Raw genomic sequence first — 20,905 nt, forward strand, 5'->3', positions numbered from 1 at the left:
CTAACTGTATTATTCTGCGGCAAAACTTCCACCACTCAACGCTTTCATAAAGGCTTGTGGGTTCCAGTATTCACGGTAGTTGATTATCAGCCCGTCACGGAAGGTCACAAATGTGGCATAGCTCATTTCATAAGGGTTGCCGTTACCTATCACTACACCGGAGGCGCTCCATTCTGCAATTGCGACATTTGGATCGTCTGTGCTGTAGACTTTTAACGTTGGTATTGATTTTACATCAATAAAACCGGGATAATCTTTCAGGTAAGCATATAAGGCTGTGCGGCCTTCAAACCTTGATTGTGAACCTTCAGGGGCAAAGGGAAATTCGGCAACTACATCCTCAGCACACAGTTCCGACCAGCCTTTCATATCCTTGGCAAGGAAGGTATCTAAACTGTTGCGAAGTAGTTGGGTAGCCGGTGTGTTGTTCAAATTTGTATTTTCCATTTTTTGTTTAAATTTTGATGTTATCTCTTCAGTGATCTAACGGTACAAAATTGCACTATACCCGCATCCCTGAAAGATGAGATTTGATAAAAAAAAACGTTGATAAATGTCAACGTTTTTTTAAATCCTTTAAAATTTAAACTGCATGGCTACTTCATTGCCTGTTTCCTGATCCTGCTCAGTGTCTCTTTAGTTATGCCAAGATATGAGGCTATTATGTGTTGCGGGAACCGCTGGATAAATTGCGGATGGTTTATGGCAAACTCCTCATAGCGCTTTTCTGCCGCATTGCTGATGGTAGAATTTACCCTGCGTTGGGTGGCTATAGCGTTTCTTTCATCCATTAGGCGTATCATTTCTACAAGTGCGGGAATTTTCTCCATAAGGTCCAGCATGTCTGCACGCGTAATAAGGAGTAACTCTGTATCTTCCCACGCATCTATATTGTACTGTGAAGGGGTAAGCATGATCATACTTTCACGGTCGGTTGCCCAATAGTTCTCAATGAATAAGTTAACGATATGTTCGCTGCCTTTATCATCTACGCTAAATTGCCGTAAGGCCCCCTTTACAACAAAGCCCGTGTACCTGCATACATCGCCTTCCTGTAAAAAGTATTGCTTTTTCCTAAGCTTTTTAAGTTGGAAAGCAGCCGTAATCAGGGACTGTTCGTCCTTGGTAAGGGGGTATTTGCTGTGTTGGTTCACGTAAGCAAAAAAAATGTCGTGCATTGATCCGTTAATTAATTTGAACCAATGCAAGGTATAAAAAAAATGTTTCGTTAGTGCATGGCATTATTAACAATCTGGCTGTCTACAAACTGTTCAAAACGTATAATTTTACCGTCTTTCAATTTCCATACATGCGCTACCCTGGCTAAAAATGGCTTGCCGGTTATTTTGTTGGTGCCGGTATAGGTTCCATAAGCTACCACTTTATCATCGTCAGCCACATAATCTTCCGGGGTAAATTTATAGTCGATCCATTCGCTTCCCAGCATGCTAAAAACATTTTTGGTTACGGCCTCTAAACCAATATACGTTCCTGCATAGGGAAATCCTTCGGCTTCTGTCCACGAGAGTTCATCAGCTGCATACTTGGCCAGGTTCTTACCGTTCTCTTCTGAGGTCATGCCCTCATACGTACTTTTTACAATTTCAAGATTTGTCATAGTGCTGTTGTTTAAAGAACAGCCTGACACTGCTAAAAGCACCGCCAGGCTGATAAATATTTTAAGTTTTACCATTTCATTTCACCCGTGTTTACTTTAGCGCCAATCTGCAGGGCGGTATCAAAAGTAAGTGCCGGGTATTTGCTTTTGATAGCTTTGATTAACGCATCTGAAGTTTTGTTGGTATTCAGGGCTTCTTCATAAAACTGGATATAACTTTTGGTATGTTTTACCGCAGCAATATCGAAAGGCGAGTTTGAATTAGCGTGTGCGGGGATTACGATCGATGGGTGCAGCGCTTCAATTTTGTCCAGTACCGCTATCCACTGCTTGCGCGCTTCGGGTGTTTGTGCATCGGCCATCCATAGGTTAAAAGTGGTGCCAAAAACGTTGATGCCGCCAACGACCGCTTTTATAGAGGGTATCCACACAAATGTTTTAGACGGAAATTCTTCCAGCCCGATAATTTCAAGCTTCTGGCCTTCGAGGTCAATACTGTTTCCTTTTAAAACCTGCGGCAATACAATGTTAGAGGTTATTGCTTTACCTAACCGTTCTCCCCATACATCCAGTTTTTTCTGGGCAGTGGCTTTTATAGACTCTACTGTTGCCGGGAATGCATAGGCGGTTACTTCAGGGAAATATTTTTTGAACACTTCCAACCCGAAATAGAAATCAGGGTCAGTGTGCGAAACGTAAATAGCCGTTAGTTTTTTACCTGATTTTTTTATTTCCTGTGCTACCTGCTCAGCATCTGCCAGTGTAAACTGTGCATCAATCAGTACGGCATCTGTTTTGCCGGTTATGATTACCGATGCCACGCCAAAACTGTTTTCTGATGCGTTAAAAATTTCGAGTTTTAATTTTCCTGCTTCAATGGTTTTGAAACTTTGTGCCTGTGCTTCCATTTTAAATAAGATTAAGGTTATTAAAAATACCGATGAGATAACTTTTTTCATTTCATATTGTTTAATGATTACACAAAGGTGCACCCATCTAATACTAAAAGTATTTAAACTAGTTTAAAAAAGCACGGGCCCAAGTTATCTCTGCAAGGCGATTTTCTTTCTTATCCTGCTCAGAAAAACGTTGGTAACCCCAAGATAAGCCGCGATTTGCTGGTTTGTGAGCCTTTGTAGCAATTGCGGGTACTTTCTGTAAATTCAAGATAGCGCAGGTCTGCTGTTTTACTCAGGTTGTCAATCATCCGCCGCTGTAGCGCTACATGCGTTTTTTGCGTCATAACCCGAAATAATTTTTCTATCTCTGGCATATGTATGTAAGCATATTCCTTGTCTTCTTTCGATATCAAAAGCACCTCGCTGTCTTCCAAAGCTTGTATGTAAAGTTGTGATGGTACTACATTGGTAAAACTGTCGATATCTGTAATCCACCAATTCTCTGTGGCAAAATAAAGCACCTGGTCAAAACCATCTGCGTCAATATGATATACCCTGAAAAGCCCTTTAATCACAAATCCTTCAAAAGTGCAGATTTCTCCCGGTTTTAATAAAAATCGCTTCTTTTTAAATGCATTGTGCACAAACAGCATACAAAACTTTTTCAGTTCCTCATCTGAAAGAGTAACGTGTGTTTTAATATTTTGCTTTAGGGATTCAATCATTTTAATTTTGTTTCATATTCTTACATTTGGAATAAAGAAAATAATTCGATGTATAAATATATTGAAATTATTGACTACTATCTCTATAATTCTTGTTCACATCGCATGGTTAAATGCTTAAACATACTATAAAAAATTAAAAAGATGGATAATACCAGTGGTATAATATTCATTAAGCAAAGCTTTTATACAGTATTTATATAAAGGTAAAACAAAGTTAATCAAAAATGAACATTGTTCAAAATAAATACATACATTTGCTCCAGATATTCATTATATGAGCATAGCAGACAGAAAAGCACGCGAAAAAGAAGCCCTGAAAAGCCTGATCTTAAAAGGGGCTAAAAAGCTCTTTTTAGAGCGTGGCATTGAGCAGACTACCATTCGCAACATCGCGGATGAGATAGATTATAGTGTTGGCACTGTATACGTTTACTTTAAGGATAAAAATGCCATCCTGCATGATTTGCACAGTATCGGTTTCCAGGAACTTGGAGGTTATTTTAAGGAACTTTTTACTGTTAAGGATCCTATGGAGCGTTTAAAGAAAATGGGGATTATGTATCTCAAATTCGCCATGGAGAATAATGAGATGTATGACCTGATGTTTATTGTAAAAGCGCCCATGGAATTTATTGAGAGTTCGGAAAAAGAAGAATGGAACGAGGGTATTGGAACGTTTAGCGCCTTACGTAAAACGGTTGAAGAATGTATTGCCATTGGGCATTTTAAAGGACATTTTGCTGAACCCTTATCGTTTATGATATGGGGCTTAGTACACGGTATGTGTTCGCTTGAAATCCGGCAAAGGACCAAGGGCGTTAAATTCTCAAATCCGGATCAAATCCTTTATCAGGGTTACCAGGAATATTTAAAGATCATAGAAAAACTGTAACGTTTTTTTTTTTGCTTCAAAAATGAACAAAGTTCAATATTAAAACAACGTATAAAATGATTAAAAAGACAATACTTTTACTGATCATTAGCCTCGGAACTTCAGGCTATGCACAAACCAGTTTAGACACTTACATCCAAATGGGGTTGGAGAAAAATGAGGTAGTTAAGCAACAAAACTTTGATATCAACAAGAGCATGTATGCCCTTAAGGAGGCCCGCGCCCTCTTCTACCCTACGGTATCCTTAAACGCAAACTATACAAAAGCGGATGGAGGCAGGACCATTGATATCCCTATTGGTGACCTACTGAATCCCGTCTACAGCAGCCTTAACCAGATCACGAACTCCAACGCCTTCCCTACCCTGCAAAACCAGTCGGTACTTTTAAACCCGGATAATTTTTACGATGCGAAAATCCATACCACGATGCCGCTGCTGAACTTTGAAATCATCTATAATAAAAGGATACGGAGCCAGCAGAATTCGCTGCAAAAAATAGAACTGGAGATCTACCAGCGCGAATTGGTCAAGGAAATAAAAATAGCCTACTACAAATACCTTCAGTCCCTTGAAGGGGTAAAAATTTACGAGCAGGCCTTAACCCTGGTCAAGGAAAACCAAAGGGTGAACCAGGCGTTGTTTAAAAACGACAAGATAAACCGCACTGCCGTACTGCGAAGTGATAATGAAGTTTTACGTATTGAGGCGAACCTCGAAACGGCAAAGCAGGCCAGCAACAATGCCAAAGCCTACTTTAACTTCCTGATCAATCGAAAACTGGATACGGAAATCGACGCCGATACGCAGAATGAAACCCTCCCGGACCTAATGTTGGAGGAAAATACCAGAAACAGGGAAGAGCTCAAAAAGCTGGATCTGGTGGAGGAACTTAATGGGAATGTGAACAAGCTTACGCAATCCTACTGGTTCCCGAAGTTGAGCGGTTTTGCCGATGTAGGCTTTCAGGATTTTGACTTTGAAGTCAACAAGCAATCACGTTACTACCTGGCAGGCCTGAGCCTGGAGTGGAATATTTTTTCAGGGAACAAAAACAAATATAGGCTGAGGCAGGTGGAAGAGGACAGCAAAAAGATAGCCTCCCAAAAAGACAATGTCGAGCAACAGCTCCTGCTTCAGCATGAAGTGGCACAAAACAATCTGAAATCCGCCTTAAAGCAATTTGACGCCGAGAAGGACCAAAAAGAAGCGGCAAAAAAATACAACGAGGACATAACCAAATTGTACAAAGAAGGCCAGGCCTTATATATCGAACTCCTGGACGCTCAAAACCAGTGGGTAAATGCCCAGCTCAACACTAATGTTTCCCTGTATAATTCATGGATCGTCTTTGCAGAATTAGAAAGGGCCAATGCAACGTTTACTTTTAAAAACTAAAATAAAAATCATGAATAAATCAATAGCACTCTTACTTCTGGCACTACCGTTTTTTTACGCCTGTAACGACGAGAAAAAGGAAGCCAGTCCATTTGAAGCATCAGAAGTTATTGCCATTAAAACCGCTACAGTACAATCGCTTTCACTGACCGGTTCTATCAATGCCTCTGGCCTTGTAACTACAGAGAATGCTGCCAATTATGCCTTTAAAATTGGTGGGGTCATCAGCCGCATTTATGTTGAAGAAGGGCAGTTCTTTAAAAAAGGGCAGCTTCTGGCATCCTTAAATGAAACAGAAATTAGTGCCGGGCTGAACCAGGCCGACCTGAACCTGAAAAAATATGAAAGGGATTATGCCCGTGCCTACAGCCTTTACAAAGATAGCGTTTACACGCTTGAACAGCTTCAGAATACCAAGACAGGCCTTGACATTGCCAAAAAGCAAAAGGATGCTGTAGCCTTTGACGCGCGCTATGCAAAGATCTACGCCACTGCCGATGGTTTTGTAGCACGTAAAATAGCCCATGAAGGAGAGGTAGCTGCCCCCGGCTCCCCTATCCTGGCCATTAACGAAACAAGCCAGAATAACAATTACCTGTTAAAGGTAGGGCTTACCGATATTGAATGGGCTGCGGTAAAAATGGGACAGAAGGCAACGGTAACCCTTGATGGCTACCCGGATAAGAAATTTAATGCCACAATTTTCAGGAAATCACAGGCCGCTGATGTTGCTTTGGGCTCTTTCCAGGTCGAGATGAAGTTAAATATGAACAATTCAAAACCTGCGGTGGGCATGTTCGGGAAAGCTACAATACAGGGACAGGACACCGATGATGTGCTAACCATCCCGTACGATGCCCTCTTAGAGGCGGATGGCAATAATGCCTTTGTCTTCGTGCTAAAGGGCAATAAGGTAAAAAAGCAGCCGGTTACTATCCAAAAATTTGAAAACGATAAGGTGTACCTAAAGGATGGCCTGCAAAAGACCGATGTTATTGTGACCTCCAACAGTGCTTACCTGAACGAACAGTCGAAAATAAAGATCATCAACTAACCTTAAGAAAATGAAAATAACAAACTTTGCCGTTAAAAATTATCAGTTCACACTGATCATATTTCTTCTGGTTGCCGTGGTGGGCTACATCACCCTGTTCTCCATGCCACGCTCAGAGGACCCCTCCACCCATGCGCCGCAGTACCTTATTACGGTCATTTACCCCGGAACCAGCCCAAAAGATATGGAAGAACAGGTGGTCAAGCCTATCGAGAGCAAAATCTACGGGCTCGAAAATATTGACAAAATACTGACTACCGTGGAGGACGGCGTTGCTGCCTTCCAGGTTAAATTCAAATACGGTGTGGATGTTGACAATAAGTACCAGGAAATATCGACAGAAATTAATGCGCTTAAAAATAGTGAGCTCCCGAAAGATCTTTACCTGATCAAAACCGAGAAAATCGCCTCTTCAGATGTAAAGATCCTTCAGGTCGCACTGGTCTCTGAAAATGCCTCGGACAAGAAACTGCGCGACGAAGCGGATAAGCTAAAGACCAAACTGGAAAAGATCACCAACCTTAAGGATGTGGAATATGCCGGTATCCCCGAACAGGGGATCCGTATCGACCTGAAGATGGAAAAACTGGCGCAATTTAAAATTCCGCTGAACGTGGTTATGGGCAGCTTAGAGAGCGAAGCCGCTGACATACCGGGGGGAAGCATTGACCTGGATACCAAAGTGTTCAACGTAAAGACCAGCGGCAAATTCAAAAACGACCAGGATGTTGCCAATACGGTTATCTACAATGCGAACGGCAAGATAATCTACATGCGGGATGTTGCCAAAGTGAGCTACAAGTCGGAAACCGTAGACCATATTACCCGTATCAATGGGCACCGTTGTGTCCTGGTTACCGCAGGGATGAAAGAGAACATCAACATTACCGATGTGGAGGCAGAATACATGCCCATTGTAGAGGAGTTTGCCAAAGAGCTGCCCAAAAATATTGAGCTGGTTAAAAACTTTGACCAGGCTAAAATGGTATCCGAGCGTTTAGGGCATCTGGGCTTTGACTTTGGCCTTGCTATTTTCCTTGTTATTATCACGCTGCTGCCTTTAGGTTCCCGCGCTTCTATAATCGTTATGATCTCCATACCGCTGTCTTTGGCACTGGGGCTTATCGCAATGAATGCATTAGGGTATTCACTAAACCAGTTGAGCATTGTAGGCCTTGTAGTTGCCTTAGGCCTTTTGGTGGACGACAGTATTGTGGTGGTTGAAAATATTGAGCGCTGGTTACGCGAGGGCCATTCTAAAATGGATGCCGTTTTAAAAGGCACGAAGCAAATAGGCATTGCCGTGGTTGGTTGTACCGCTACACTGGTTATTGCATTTCTACCCCTTGCGTTCCTGCCTGATGTTGCCGGGGAATTTATACGCAGCCTCCCGATGGCGGTGATCACAAGTGTACTAGCTTCTATGGTGGTTGCCCTTACATTGGTGCCTTTTTTGGGCAGCCGTTTCCTGAAAACACACGAGCATGCCGGTGGTAACATCTTCCTGCAATACCTTCAAAAATTCCTGACAAACGCGTATAAGGGTATTATACCGAAAGCGCTAAAATACCCTAAAACAACCATTGCCATATCAGTAGCTTTAAGCCTGACTGCTTTTGGATTATTTACCGTTGCCGGGTTTAAATTGTTCCCTACTTCTGAAAAGCCTATGTTCCTGATCAATATTAAAACACCGCTGCAATCGAACATTACCGAGAGCAACAGGGTTACAAAAATGATCGAGGCAGAATTAAAGAACCACAAGGAAGTAGCCTTCTTTACCGCAAATGTGGGCAAAGGGAATCCGCAGATCTACTACAATGTGCACCCACAGGACAGGAAGCCGGATTTTGGACAGATCTTCGTACAGCTATCCGATGATGCAAAACCTACTGATAAAACAGCACTGATTGGGAAATTACGCGAGAAATTTAAATCGATGCCCTACGCCAAGATCGAAGTTAAAGACTTTGAGCAGGGACCGCCACTGGAAGCCAATATTGTGGTGCGCTTATTTGGGGAAGACCAAGAGGTACTTCGTAAGCTGTCTTTTCAGGCAGAGGCTATTTTGCGTAAACAAAAGGGAACCATTTATGTCAATAACGAACTGAACACCTACAAGACCGATGTAAAAGTCAGGATCAACAAAGAAAAGGCGCGTACTCTTGGGGTACTGACCAGCGATGTGGATAAGGTAGTCCGCCTGGCGGTAGCGGGCTTGCCTGTGGGAGATTACATTGATGACCGTGGGGATGCCAGGAATGTAACCCTTACCCTGCCGAGGGAGAAATTCGCTAACCTGGATGCCCTGAAGAACCTGTATGTAAATAACGTGCAGGGCATGCCCATTGCGCTCAACCAGATTGCCACACTTTCGTTTGAAACTTCGCCCACAGCCATCAACCATTTTAATAAAGCCCGGTTCGCAAAAGTGACCGCGGTATCGCAGGAAGGTTACTATGCTAATGACTTGCTTGTAGACATTGTCCCGAAACTGGATGCCTTAAAAATGCCAAAAGGTTACTATTATAAACTGGCTGGTGAGAAAGAATCGGAAGGCGATTCACTGGGTGGTAATTTCCTATCAGTAATTATCTTAAGTACGTTTTTATTCATAGCCGTGTTACTCCTTCAATTTAAAACCTTTAAAGGCATAATCATCGTGCTTTCCATAATTCCGCTGGGTATTTTAGGTGGTGTGGTATTCTTACTGATCGACGGCAGCCCTATGTCGTTGGTGGCGATAATCGGCTTTATTGGCCTGTCGGGTATACAGGTTAAGAACTCGCTACTGTTGGTAGATTTTACCAACCAGCTTCGGCAGGAAGGGCACTCCATTGATGAGGCGATTGCCATCGCCGGGGAAACACGCTTTTTACCGGTGGTACTGACCTCCATTACCGCTATTTGCGGACTGATTCCACTTGCCTTAAACTCCAATCCACTCATAGCGCCCTTGGCCATCGTGCTTATTGGCGGACTGGTAAGCTCTACCATACTTTCAAGGATCGTGACACCGGTAATGTATAAACTGATGCCACCGAATATCAGCAATGATTAATCTAAACATACCAACAGTATTGATTAGTTCACGGTCATAATAATCCTTTTTATCCTCAGTTTTTTAAGCCCGCAAATATAGTTTTGCGGGCCTTTTTTTCATTTTTTTCTCTCATTCATGTGCGATTGCTTAACGTTACTTCTCAACCAGCCGTTGTCGGCGCCTTATGGGCAGCGGATTATCTTATCATGAAATTGCAGCTGTTTATCCTTGTAGGTATATCCTTTTGCTTTAGAAAATTCCTTACTGTTGGTAATTATAGGTGTTTTAACCGACCCTTTTTCCAAATTAATTATCGCTTTACAGTCTTTACAAAAATGATACGCTGTATTTAAGATATAAATCATTAAATAGTATATAAATTATAAACCCCATATTTTATTACTCAATTAGTTTGCTGTGAATTTTGACACACCTACTATTTTATAGTAACTTGCACCTTGCATCTCTATACAATAAGGTGTCACATCATTCTAAATTTATAAAGGCTAAGCAGTACCATTATAGCCCTATTATACCTTTGTAATAAATGAAAACTTTCTATTTTCCATCCTCCTTAAGATGTATATTAATAGCAGCACTAACCGTGCTGTTGGTGCCATCGTGTACAAAAGACGATAATGCCGCTACGGTAAAAATAGGCTTTTCGCAAGGCATGAATACCGATGATTGGCGGCGGCAGCTTAATAAGAGCATGGTAATTGAAGCCTCCCTGCACCCGGAAGTGCAGTTAGAAATTAAGGATGCAAACAACAACGTACAACAGCAGGTAAAGGACATAGAAAAATTTATAGACCGCGGAGTAGATGTCATTATCGTATCGCCTATTGAGGCTAAACCACTTACTGCGGTAGTAGAAAAATCTATAAAAAAAGGGATACCCGTAATTGTGGTAGACCGCAAAATAGACAGCGAAGGTTATACGGCTTATATAGGTGCAGATAACATTGAAGTAGGCCGTATTGCTGCCAAATACATAGTATCTAACAGTACAGTTAACGGCAAAATAATAGAAATTACAGGGCTTAAAACATCTTCCCCAGCTTACGAGCGCGGACTGGGTTTTTCGCAGATACTAAAACAGCATCCGCAGGTAAAACTTATAGCCACTATAAACGGCAACTGGGAAAGCGGATCGGTAAAGGTGCAACTCAAAAAGTTGCTGCAAAATGACCCCGATATTGAATTTATTTTTGCACAGAACGACCGTATGGCACTTGGCGCGTGGGAAACTGCTAAGGAACTTGGACTTGAGAACAAGATAAAATTTGTGGGGGTAGATGCCCTTAGTACACAAAACGGAGGTATAGAACTGGTTAAAAAAGGTGTATTGCAGGCCACTATCCTCTACCCTACCGGAGGTAATGAGGCACTAAGGCTCGCTCTAAAAATATATAATAAGGAACCTATTACGAAAAACAATCTTCTTAATACCATTGTTATAGACAAGATAAATGCCGAAATTATTGAAAACCAGTTAGACAAAGTAGATCAGCAGCAAACGGTTATAAAGCAGCAGCTTGATGCCATAAGCGTCCAGGAACAGGAGTATGCATCACAGCATAGCCTGGTGCGGCTGCTGACTTTATTTTTGGCAATTATACTGAGCCTTGCAATCTATAGTGTTTACAGCACCATATCAATTTCGCGTAAAAAACGGCAGCTTGAACAAATAAACAGTACCGTTACCTCCCAGAAAAATGAAATAGAGGTAATGGCTGATGCGGCACAACGCAGTAACGAGGCAAAGCTTGGCTTTTTTACAGGGCTGTCGCACGAATTTAAAACGCCTATAACACTTATTTTAAGTTATGCCGAATCGCTAATAGAAAATGACAAGATAAAAGGCACCCGCCTTATGGATGAGCTAAAGCTTATTTACAGCAACTCTCACCGGCTGTTGCGCCTTATTAACCAGTTGCTTGATTTTAGGAAGATAGAGGAGCGAAAATTTAGCCTTAGAGCTTCTAAAACTAACATTTACCTTTTTACCGATCAGGTAATGGCTAACTTTAAAGGAGAGGCTGCCCGCAGGAATATTGATTTCCGCCTTATTGCCGACAATAAGGATACAGAGGTTTTTATAGATAACAGCCTGATGGATAAAGTGTATTTTAACCTACTCTCTAACGCGTTTAAATTTACCCCTGATAATGGCCGAATAACCATTACCATTAAAGATGGCGCTGATGGCACACTAAAGATCATTGTAAAAGACAGCGGCATAGGCATCCCTGAAAAGGAATTAAATATGGTATTTAATCCATTTTTTAGGGCATCAAATAACAATAAAAATAGCAGTGGTATCGGGCTTAACCTTTCTAAAGAATTTATAGCATTGCACAACGGCACTATAGAAGTACGCTCCAGGCAGGGAACCGAATTTACTATAACGCTTTATAAAGGTACTGAGCATTTGCAGCCTGCCGAAATAAATACCTCAACAGCTACAGAGTATAATACATCACTCCTTCAGGATGACCTTGAATACGAGAGCCTGCCTGAAATTAACCTCTTAGCACCGGGTCAGGAAAAATATACCTTGTTAGTAATAGAAGACCACCCTGATTTGGTAAACTTTTTAAGCAATAAGCTTTCTACAGAATATGATGTGCATGTTTCAGACGGCAGCAATGCAACAACTTTAGCTCTGGAACTTGTTCCTGATATTATTATATGCGACATTAATCTTGCAGGTACCGATGGCTTTGAGATAAGCAAAACACTAAAGAAAGACCTTCGCACTTCTCATATACCTATCATTATTCTCAGTGCTCAAAGTAATAAAGAGTCGGTTATACAGGGTATGCAGGCGGGTGTAGACCAATACCTTACAAAGCCTTTTAGCCTCTCTGTTTTACGGCAGTCGCTCAGCAGCCTGCTTTTCAATCGCGAAAAGCTGCGCTATTATTACACAAACAACATTTATCGTGTAGAGCCGGAGTCTAAATTCGGAACGTTAGAGCAGGATTTTATTTCGCGCATGAACTCCCATATTATGGAAAATATGGACAACCCTAAATTTTCTGTGGAGGAGCTGGCAGATAAACTTAACGTATCAAGGGTACAGCTGTACCGTAAGGTAAAGGCCATATTGGGAATGAGCATAAGCGACCACATCAATAATATTCGTTTAGAAAAAGCTGCTACCATGTTACGCGATGGCAAAATGAATATTAGTGAGATAGCTTACTCCCTTGGTTTTTCATCGCCAAATTATTTCTCAACGGCATTTAAGAATAAGTTTGGCATTTCTCCAAAAGAATATAAAACTACAGGGTAAATGATACCAGGATATATGGTTTTTAATGTATCAAAAGCGTATATTATGTTACAAAATCGTTACTACAACGTTTTAAATATATCGTTTTCGTAAAATTATAATTATGATTATCAGTATTTTAACTTAAGTGCGTGATAATAGTTTTTGCAAGGTTACATAATTGTAACATAACTTAAATTGCAAATGCCGCATTACTGATAATTTAGCAGCAGATCAATTAAAAAATCTGCAATGAATAAAATTCTTATCTGGTCTGTTACCGCTGCGTTGGCAGGCTTTCTTTTTGGTTTTGATACCGTAGTAATATCGGGTGCCGATAAACAATTACAGTCGCTATGGCAATCTTCCGATGCTTTTCATGGTTCGGTAGTTATGGGCATGGCGTTATGGGGCACCGTGGTAGGAGCTATTTTTGGAGGCATACCTACTAATAAAATAGGGCGTAAAAATACCCTTTTATGGATAGGTGCTTTCTTTCTCGTTTCAGCCATCGGCTCGGCACTCGCTAAGGATCCTTTCACGTTTGCTGCATTCAGGTTTTTAGGTGGCCTTGGCGTAGGTGCCTCAACAATAGCTGCACCTGCATATGTATCAGAAATAGCTCCGGCATCTAAAAGAGGCCGTCTTGTAGCCCTATATCAATTTAATATTGTGCTGGGTATATTGGTTGCATTTGTATCTAACTATCTTCTTAAAGACATTGGCGAAAATGCATGGCGATGGATGCTGGGCATACAGGCTATACCGGCAATTATTTACATATTGCTAATGCTTACCGTACCTAAAAGCCCAAGATGGTTACTTTCCAAATTTAGAAACGAAGAAGCGCGCAAAGTACTTGCCATTGTAGACCCAGGTGCCAACATTGAAGCTATGATGCTTGAAATACAACAGGCAGGAGACAAAAGCCATGAAAATATCTTCATGAAAAAATACCGTTTCCCGCTAATGCTGGCATTTCTTATTGCCTTTTTTAACCAGTTCTCCGGTATTAATGCATTTCTGTATTATGCACCCCGAATATTCGAAGAGGCAGGCTTAGGCCAGAATACCGCACTGTTAAGCAGTATAGGTATAGGGGTTGCTAATTTACTGTTTACACTGCTTGGCGTAGCGCTTATAGATAAACTTGGCCGTAAACTGCTTATGTACATAGGGTCTATAGGTTATATCATCTCGTTAGGCTTGGTATCAGCAGCATTTTACCTTAATTGGGGCGGCATGTCTGTACCGGCTTTCCTGTTCCTTTTCATAGCGTCGCATGCAATTGGTCAGGGCGCAGTGATCTGGGTATTTATATCCGAAATTTTTCCCAACCACATACGTGCATCGGGCCAGGCATTTGGCAGTTCGGTACACTGGGTACTTGCCGCTATTATACCGTCACTAATTCCCATGCTGTTTAGCACTATTGGCCCGGAGGTTGTATTCCTCATCTTTACTATAATGATGGTTTTCCAGCTGGGCTTTGTCGCCTTCCTAATGCCTGAAACCAAAGGCAGGTCGCTTGAAGAACTAAGCGAAGAATTAACAAAAAAAGACACACCAAAAAATGATATTAAAAAAACTTCTACCGTTAGCGCTTAGCGCAATGTTTATAACTGTTGCAGCTACTGCACAGGAAAAACTTACCGAAGAAACCCAATACAGGCCAAATTTTCACTTTACCCCTAAGGGAAACTGGATGAACGACCCTAACGGACTTTTTTATGCCGATGGCACCTATCATCTTTATTTTCAATATTGGCCCTATGGAAATAAATGGGGCCCGATGCATTGGGGCCATGCCACCACGAAAGACCTTATAAAATGGGAAGAGCAGCCTATTGCGCTTTATCCGGATAGGTTTGGCTACATTTTTTCGGGCAGTGCAGTGCTCGATATAAACAATACCAGCGGCTTTGGCGACGGAAAAACTGCTCCCGTGGTGGCCATATTTACTTACCACGACCCTGTTAAGGAAAAAGCGGGCACAATTGATGTAGAATCTCAGGGGCTTGCCTACTCACTTGACAACGGTTACACCTGGACAAAATATGATGCAGGCAACCCTATAATTAAAAACCCGGGCATACGTGACTTTCGCGATCCTAAAGTTACGTGGGACAGTGTGCACAACCAATGGATAATGGTACTTGCTGCACAGGACAGGTCGCAACTATATACCTCAAAAAACCTAAAAGACTGGAATTATCTGTCTGATTTCGGAAAGAACATAGGTGCACATGGAGGCGTTTGGGAATGCCCTGATTTCTTTCCTATAAAAGTTGAAGGCACCGGCGAAACAAAGTGGGTGTTAATACAAAGCCTTAATCCGGGTGGTGCAAACGGAGGCAGCGGCACACAGTATTTTATAGGCGATTTTGATGGTAAAACGTTTACCCTTGATAAAGCTTTTGCCGAAAGGGTGACCAAAGAAAAAGCTGTGTGGCTGGATTATGGCAAAGACAATTATGCCGGGGTTACCTGGGGCAATGCCCCTGTAAAAGATGGACATCGTATGATGATAGGCTGGATGAGCAACTGGGAATATGCCGAGGTAGTACCTACTAACGGATGGCGTAGTAGTACTACCATTCCACGGGAACTAAAGCTGGTAAAAAAAGGCAACAACTACGCACTTATAACAAGCCCTGCCGAAGCCCTTAAAAACTATATTGAAAAGACCGACAGCCAGAAAAATGTTGCTGTAAAAGGTATGGCAATACTTTCAGCAAAAGGCAAAACCGACTTTACCAAAGCAGACATCAGCTTTACTGTTCAAGGGCTAAAGCAGGATGTTTACACCTTTACCTTTACAAATGATGCTGGCGAAACGTTGAGTTTTGGCATTAATAACAAAGAACGCAATTTGTTTGTAGACCGCTCTAAATCAAGCGATGCATCAACATTTCATAAGTTTACAGCAACACCATCAAAGGCTGCATTGGGTGAAATTCAAAAAAGCGGCACATTCCGTATCCTGATGGATAAGACCAGTATTGAAGTGTTTTATAACGATGGTGAAACGGTGATGACTGAGATATTCTTTACCAGCCAGCCATTTAATACATTCTCGGCGACTGCCACATCTTCATTCGAAATTAGTGATCTTAAAATTAACCAACTAAAATTTTAATAAACGCGATTAACTAAAACCAAACAAATACATGAAATCTAAAATTATTTTAATTCTCATCTTTCTATTTCCTATGATGGCTTTAATGGCGCAGGAAATAGAAGTTAAGGGAACGGTAATTTCGTCTGAAGACGGTTTACCGCTCCCGGGTGCGTCGGTATTAGTATCGGGCACTACCAATAGCGCCTCTACCGATATAGACGGTAACTTTACCCTTGCAGGTGTAACACCGGGGGCAGAACTTACGGTAAGTTATATTGGCTTTCAAACGCAAACGATTGCGGCACAGGCATCCATAACAGTAACATTAAAGTCCGACAGTAAAGAACTGGAGGCTGTAGTAGTAACAGGCTATTCAACACAAAAGAAAACCAATATTATTGGCGCCGTTGCGGTGGTAGATATGAAGGCTTTAAACAAACAGGTGGCCCCAAACCCTATACAGGCATTACAGGGAAGGGTTGCAGGAGTGCGTGTATCGACAGATGGTTCTCCCAGCGGTGCTAACACAAACGTGGTTATACGCGGTGTGGGTACGTTAAACAATACATCCCCATTATTAGTTATAGATGGTGTGCCTACCAAGGCAGGTATGCACGAGCTTAACCCGAATGATATTGAAACCATACAGGTACTTAAAGATGCCTCGTCTGCAAGTATTTATGGATCACGGGCCTCTAACGGCGTAATCATCATCACCACAAAAAAAGGTAAGAATGGTAAAATGAGGATAAACTTTAATAACTACACCGCGATTTCCAGCTATGCTAATCGTACCAAAGTACTTAACGCCGAACAATATGGGCAGGCCTTATGGCAGGCCAATATAAACGATGGCATAGATCCTAACACTAACAATGTTAGCTACCAATACGACTGGGGTGAAGTTAATGGCAGGCCAACTTTAAATAATGTTTTAGTACCCGAGTACCTTGATGAGGCACATACACTTAAATCGTCTAACACCGATTGGTATGATGCTATATCGCGCACGGGTATTGCACAATCGTATGATCTTTCGGTATCAAATGGCACAGATAAAGGCAGCTACCTGTTTTCGCTTGGGTATTATGACAATAAGGGCATTGTAAATACTACTGAGTACAAGAGGATATCTGCCCGTATGAACAGTTCCTACAAATATTTTAATGGTGCTCTTACGATAGGCGAAAATTTCACAATTAACCGTAATGCAGAAGTATCAGATCCCGGTGTTTTAGACCCGGCGTTAAGGGCACTGCCTATTATCCCCGTGCGCACCGTAGATGGTCAGGGCTGGGGTGGCCCGGTAGGTGGTATGAACGACAGGCAAAATCCTGCACGCCTCTTAGAATATAATAAAGATAATGGTTATAAATATTTAAGGCTTTTTGGTAATGCCTATGCCGATCTTGAAATAATTAAAAACCTTCATGTACGGTCGAGCTTTGGTATTGACTATGGATACTACAACAAGCGCTCACTTCAACGCAGCTATGTATCGGGTTACCTTAAAAATGACCAGACAAGCGTAACCATAGACCAGAGCGTGAGCGATAAATGGACGTGGACAAATACTGCCCAGTACAATTTTAGCTTAGGCAAACATAACGTAAACCTGCTTGCAGGAACTGAAATGTACCGGGATGTCTTTGATAATACTACGCTGAGAAGAAATGACTTTATTTTGGAGACGCCGGATTATATGTACCCTGATGCAGGTACGGGCGAATCATTTACCGGGGGTACTTCTACACAGTATAAACTCCTCTCCTATTTTGGCAAGGCAGAATATGATTATGATGGGCGTTACCTTGCATCGGCAACCATACGCCGCGACGGATCGTCACGCTTTGGTAAAAACAACCAGTTTGGTACCTTCCCTGCGGTATCTGCCGGATGGCGTATAAGTCAGGAAAAATTTGTGCAGGATAAGGCAACGTTCATCTCAGACCTTAAGCTGCGTGCAGGCTGGGGACAGACAGGTAATCAGGAAATAAGTAATACTGCAATTTACTCTTTGTACCTTGCCAATTATGCCGGTGGAAGCCCTACATGGGCTACATCTTACGGTACCGCTTATGATATGAGCGGTGCAAACAACGGCCAGCTTCCATCGGGTTTTATCGCCACACAAACAGGTAACGACGATCTTAAGTGGGAAACTACCACGCAAACAAACGTGGGGTTAGACTTTGGTTTCTTCGACCAAAAATTAAGCGGATCGATAGATTATTACATCAAAAAAACTAAAGATATCCTGGTACAGCCACCTTACTTAGGAGCCATAGGCGAAGGAGGCAACCGTTATGTAAACGGTGCCTCTATGGAGAACAAAGGCTGGGAGGTATCTTTAGGGTATCGCGATGAAACAAGCGGTGGGTTTACCTATGATATTTCGGGCAACTTTTCTGCCAATAAAAATAAAATTACCCAATTGCCTGCCGCCGTACGCAACAGTTATGGTGGCAACGGGCAGAACGATAACATTCTTGGCCGCCCTATTAACTCTATGTACGGTTATGTGGCCGATGGGCTGTTCCGCACACAGGATGAGGTAGATAATTCTGCCGAGCAGCCGGGTAAAGGCCTTGGGCGTATACGTTTTGCCGATCTTAATGGCGATGGTGTTGTAGATACCGATGACCGTACCTGGATTGGTAATCCTAATCCCGGTTTTAATTATGGTGTAAACGTAACACTGGGCTATAAAGCATTTGACTTCACTATGTTCTGGGAAGGTATTGGTGACGTGGACGTTATTAACACTAAAAAATACCAGACTGATTTTTGGAGTGTGGATGATGTGGGGTCTAATAAAGGTACGCGATTATTAAATGCCTGGAGTGTAGATAATCCTAACTCCAGTATACCGGCACTTACCACGGTAGACCGTAATGCCGAGTCGCGTTTTTCTACCTATTATGTAGAAAAGGGAGATTACCTTAAACTGCGTGTATTGCAGCTGGGCTATAACCTGCCAAAATCGCTGCTTGAAAAATACAGTATGGAATCGTTAAGAATTTATGTAAGCGGACAAAACCTGCTTATTATAGACGCTAAGAACTTTACAGGTGTAGATCCAGAAAGCCCTGCCTATGGCTACCCACTGCCAATGACCTTTACAGTTGGCCTTAACCTGGCATTATAATTAAATCCAAAAGCAAACAAAATGAAAAAGATACTATATATAGCAGGAATAGCACTATTAAGCATAACCGTTTCCTGTACAGATTATTTAGATAACGACCCCAGAGGTGTACTATCCGAAGAGGAGCTTGTAAATGCCGAAACCATAGAGGGTTTTATGACATCGGCTTATTCGGCATTGGGTAATGACCACTATGATGCGCCTTTCAGCTTATGGCCTTACGGCAATGTACGGTCAGACGATGCCTATAAAGGCGGTAGCGGCACTAACGATATCCAGGATTTTCATTTCTTTGAAGTATCAAATAATATAAGGCCTGATTTTGGCGAACTGGATGCATTTTGGTACAACAGCTTTGTAGGGATATCCCGTGCTAATAAAGCGTTAAGGGCATTAGAGCAAATAAGTGCTGAGGAATATCCGTTAAAGGATACCCGTATTGCCGAAATGAAATTTATAAGGGGGCATTTTTACTTTATGCTAAAGATTATGTTTAGAAACATCCCTTTTATTACTGAAGATATAGCTATTGAAGATTACGGTACTATATCTAACCGAGCTCTTAACAACGAGCAACTTTGGGAAGCTATTGCTAAAGATTTTGAAGCTGCCGCCGCAGGACTACCTGCCGCACAGGCAGAGGTGGGCAGGGCAAACCAGTCTGCCGCTTACGCTTACCTGGCAAAAGTACGTTTGTATCAGGCTTACACACAAGACGAAAATTATAACGTAACAGGTATAGATCAAAACCATATGCAACAGGTATTAGATGCCACTGCGCAAGTTACAAGTGCCAGCCTTGAGTCCGATTTTGCCAATAACTTTCTTCCGGGTAGTTATGAGAACGGGGCGGAATCGGTGTTCGCTATCCAGTTTTCGCAAGATGATGGTACACTTTACGGCAGGTTAAATTACAGCGATGTACTCTCTACACCTCAGGGGTTGGGCTGTTGCGATTTTCATAAGCCAAGCCAAAATTTAGTAAACGCATTTAAAACCAATGCTAACGGGTTACCACAGTTAAATAACTACAATGACAGCGACCTAAACTATGAGGAGTTGGCTACTTACACTGTAGATCCGCGTTTGTACCATACCGTTGCAATTCCCGGCCTGCCTTACAAGTATGACCCCGAATATACCTATGTTGAAGCCTGGGTACGTTCTCCAAGTACTTATGGGTATTTTGCATCGCTTAAAGAAAATGTATCACCTAATTGCGGCTGTGTAGTAAACATAGACCCTTTTTATGGCAACTCTAAAAACAGGATACAAATTCGTTACGCCGATGTATTGCTAATGCGCGCGGAAGCGCTGATAGAACTTGGCCAGCAGGGTGAAGCTCTTGCCCTTGTAAACCAGGTGCGCACCCGTGCTGCAAACAGTACGGCATTAATTTCCGGGTACGAGAGCAACGCCACAATAAGTCCTTATATAGACGGTGTAAATTGCACATGGACACAGGAATATGCCCGACAGGCACTACGGTTTGAGCGCCGTTTAGAACTTGCCATGGAAGGTAACCGCTTTTTCGACTTAGTACGCTGGGGAGTAGCCGCCGAAGTTTTAAACGACTATTATGGAGAAGAAAAAACCAAGCGCGCTTATTATTCTGATGCTTACTTTGATAAAAACAAGGAAGAGTATTGCCCTATACCATTAACCCAGATTAATTTTAGCCAGGGTGTATACCAGCAAAATCCCGGTTATTAATACCTAAAAAAG

At 42.1% G+C, this 20,905-nt stretch carries 13 protein-coding genes and 1 pseudogene; 9 read left to right on the plus strand and 5 right to left on the minus strand.

All coding sequences use genetic code 11. From position 1 onward, the window contains the following. Window positions 1-9: 9 nt before the first annotated feature. The 5 genes and pseudogenes from FMM05_RS00850 to FMM05_RS00870 form a co-directional block, all read right to left on the minus strand. Window positions 10-447 carry a nuclear transport factor 2 family protein gene (locus FMM05_RS00850; RefSeq protein WP_185965480.1) on the minus strand — a complete coding sequence of 146 codons (438 nt, stop codon included), beginning with the start codon at window positions 445-447 and terminating at the stop codon, window positions 10-12. Between the two features lie 149 nt (window positions 448-596). Further along, window positions 597-1,178 (minus strand): Crp/Fnr family transcriptional regulator, encoded by a 582-nt coding sequence (locus FMM05_RS00855; RefSeq protein WP_143371445.1) that lies wholly within the window; start codon window positions 1,176-1,178, stop codon window positions 597-599. 50 nt (window positions 1,179-1,228) lie between these two features. Next, window positions 1,229-1,693, minus strand: coding sequence for a nuclear transport factor 2 family protein (locus FMM05_RS00860; protein ID WP_235894332.1), 465 nt, complete (start codon window positions 1,691-1,693; stop codon window positions 1,229-1,231). Further along, window positions 1,687-2,577 (minus strand): MBL fold metallo-hydrolase, encoded by an 891-nt coding sequence (locus tag FMM05_RS00865; RefSeq protein WP_143371446.1) that lies wholly within the window; start codon window positions 2,575-2,577, stop codon window positions 1,687-1,689. The genes FMM05_RS00860 and FMM05_RS00865 overlap by 7 nt, the downstream gene beginning before the upstream one ends. Window positions 2,578-2,661: 84 nt before the next feature. After that, window positions 2,662-3,242: pseudogene (locus FMM05_RS00870) on the minus strand (Crp/Fnr family transcriptional regulator). Between the two features lie 277 nt (window positions 3,243-3,519). Between FMM05_RS00870 and FMM05_RS00875 the strand changes: the two are divergent. The 9 genes from FMM05_RS00875 to FMM05_RS00915 all read left to right on the plus strand — a co-directional run bounded on the left by FMM05_RS00875 (window position 3,520) and on the right by FMM05_RS00915 (window position 20,893). Beyond that, window positions 3,520-4,137 (plus strand): TetR/AcrR family transcriptional regulator, encoded by a 618-nt coding sequence (locus FMM05_RS00875; protein WP_143371447.1) that lies wholly within the window; start codon window positions 3,520-3,522, stop codon window positions 4,135-4,137. A gap of 56 nt (window positions 4,138-4,193) precedes the next feature. Continuing rightward, window positions 4,194-5,534 carry a TolC family protein gene (locus tag FMM05_RS00880; protein ID WP_143371448.1) on the plus strand — a complete coding sequence of 447 codons (1,341 nt, stop codon included), beginning with the start codon at window positions 4,194-4,196 and terminating at the stop codon, window positions 5,532-5,534. 10 nt (window positions 5,535-5,544) lie between these two features. After that, on the plus strand, window positions 5,545-6,588 hold the full coding sequence (locus FMM05_RS00885) for an efflux RND transporter periplasmic adaptor subunit (RefSeq protein WP_235894333.1): 1,044 nt from the start codon (window positions 5,545-5,547) through the stop codon (window positions 6,586-6,588). Window positions 6,589-6,598: 10 nt separating this feature from the next. Then, entirely contained in the window at window positions 6,599-9,649 is a 3,051-nt protein-coding gene (locus FMM05_RS00890) for an efflux RND transporter permease subunit (protein WP_143371450.1), read from the plus strand. 529 nt (window positions 9,650-10,178) lie between these two features. After that, entirely contained in the window at window positions 10,179-12,932 is a 2,754-nt protein-coding gene (locus FMM05_RS00895; protein ID WP_143371451.1) for a substrate-binding domain-containing protein, read from the plus strand. Window positions 12,933-13,163: 231 nt separating this feature from the next. Next, on the plus strand, window positions 13,164-14,519 hold the full coding sequence (locus tag FMM05_RS00900; protein WP_143371452.1) for a sugar porter family MFS transporter: 1,356 nt from the start codon (window positions 13,164-13,166) through the stop codon (window positions 14,517-14,519). Next, the gene (locus FMM05_RS00905) at window positions 14,485-16,050 is read left to right on the plus strand and encodes a glycoside hydrolase family 32 protein (protein WP_143371453.1); all 1,566 of its coding nucleotides are present in this window, start codon (window positions 14,485-14,487) and stop codon (window positions 16,048-16,050) included. Before FMM05_RS00900 ends, FMM05_RS00905 begins: the two co-directional genes overlap by 35 nt. Before the next feature lie 31 nt (window positions 16,051-16,081). Beyond that, a complete protein-coding gene (locus FMM05_RS00910; protein ID WP_143371454.1) occupies window positions 16,082-19,180 on the plus strand; it encodes a SusC/RagA family TonB-linked outer membrane protein in 3,099 nt (1,032 codons plus the stop codon). Between the two features lie 21 nt (window positions 19,181-19,201). After that, window positions 19,202-20,893 (plus strand): RagB/SusD family nutrient uptake outer membrane protein, encoded by a 1,692-nt coding sequence (locus FMM05_RS00915; RefSeq protein ID WP_143371455.1) that lies wholly within the window; start codon window positions 19,202-19,204, stop codon window positions 20,891-20,893. The last annotated feature ends 12 nt before the right edge of the window (window positions 20,894-20,905 follow it).

This window comes from Flavobacterium zepuense (assembly GCF_007097145.1).
Lineage (GTDB): Bacteria > Bacteroidota > Bacteroidia > Flavobacteriales > Flavobacteriaceae > Flavobacterium > Flavobacterium zepuense.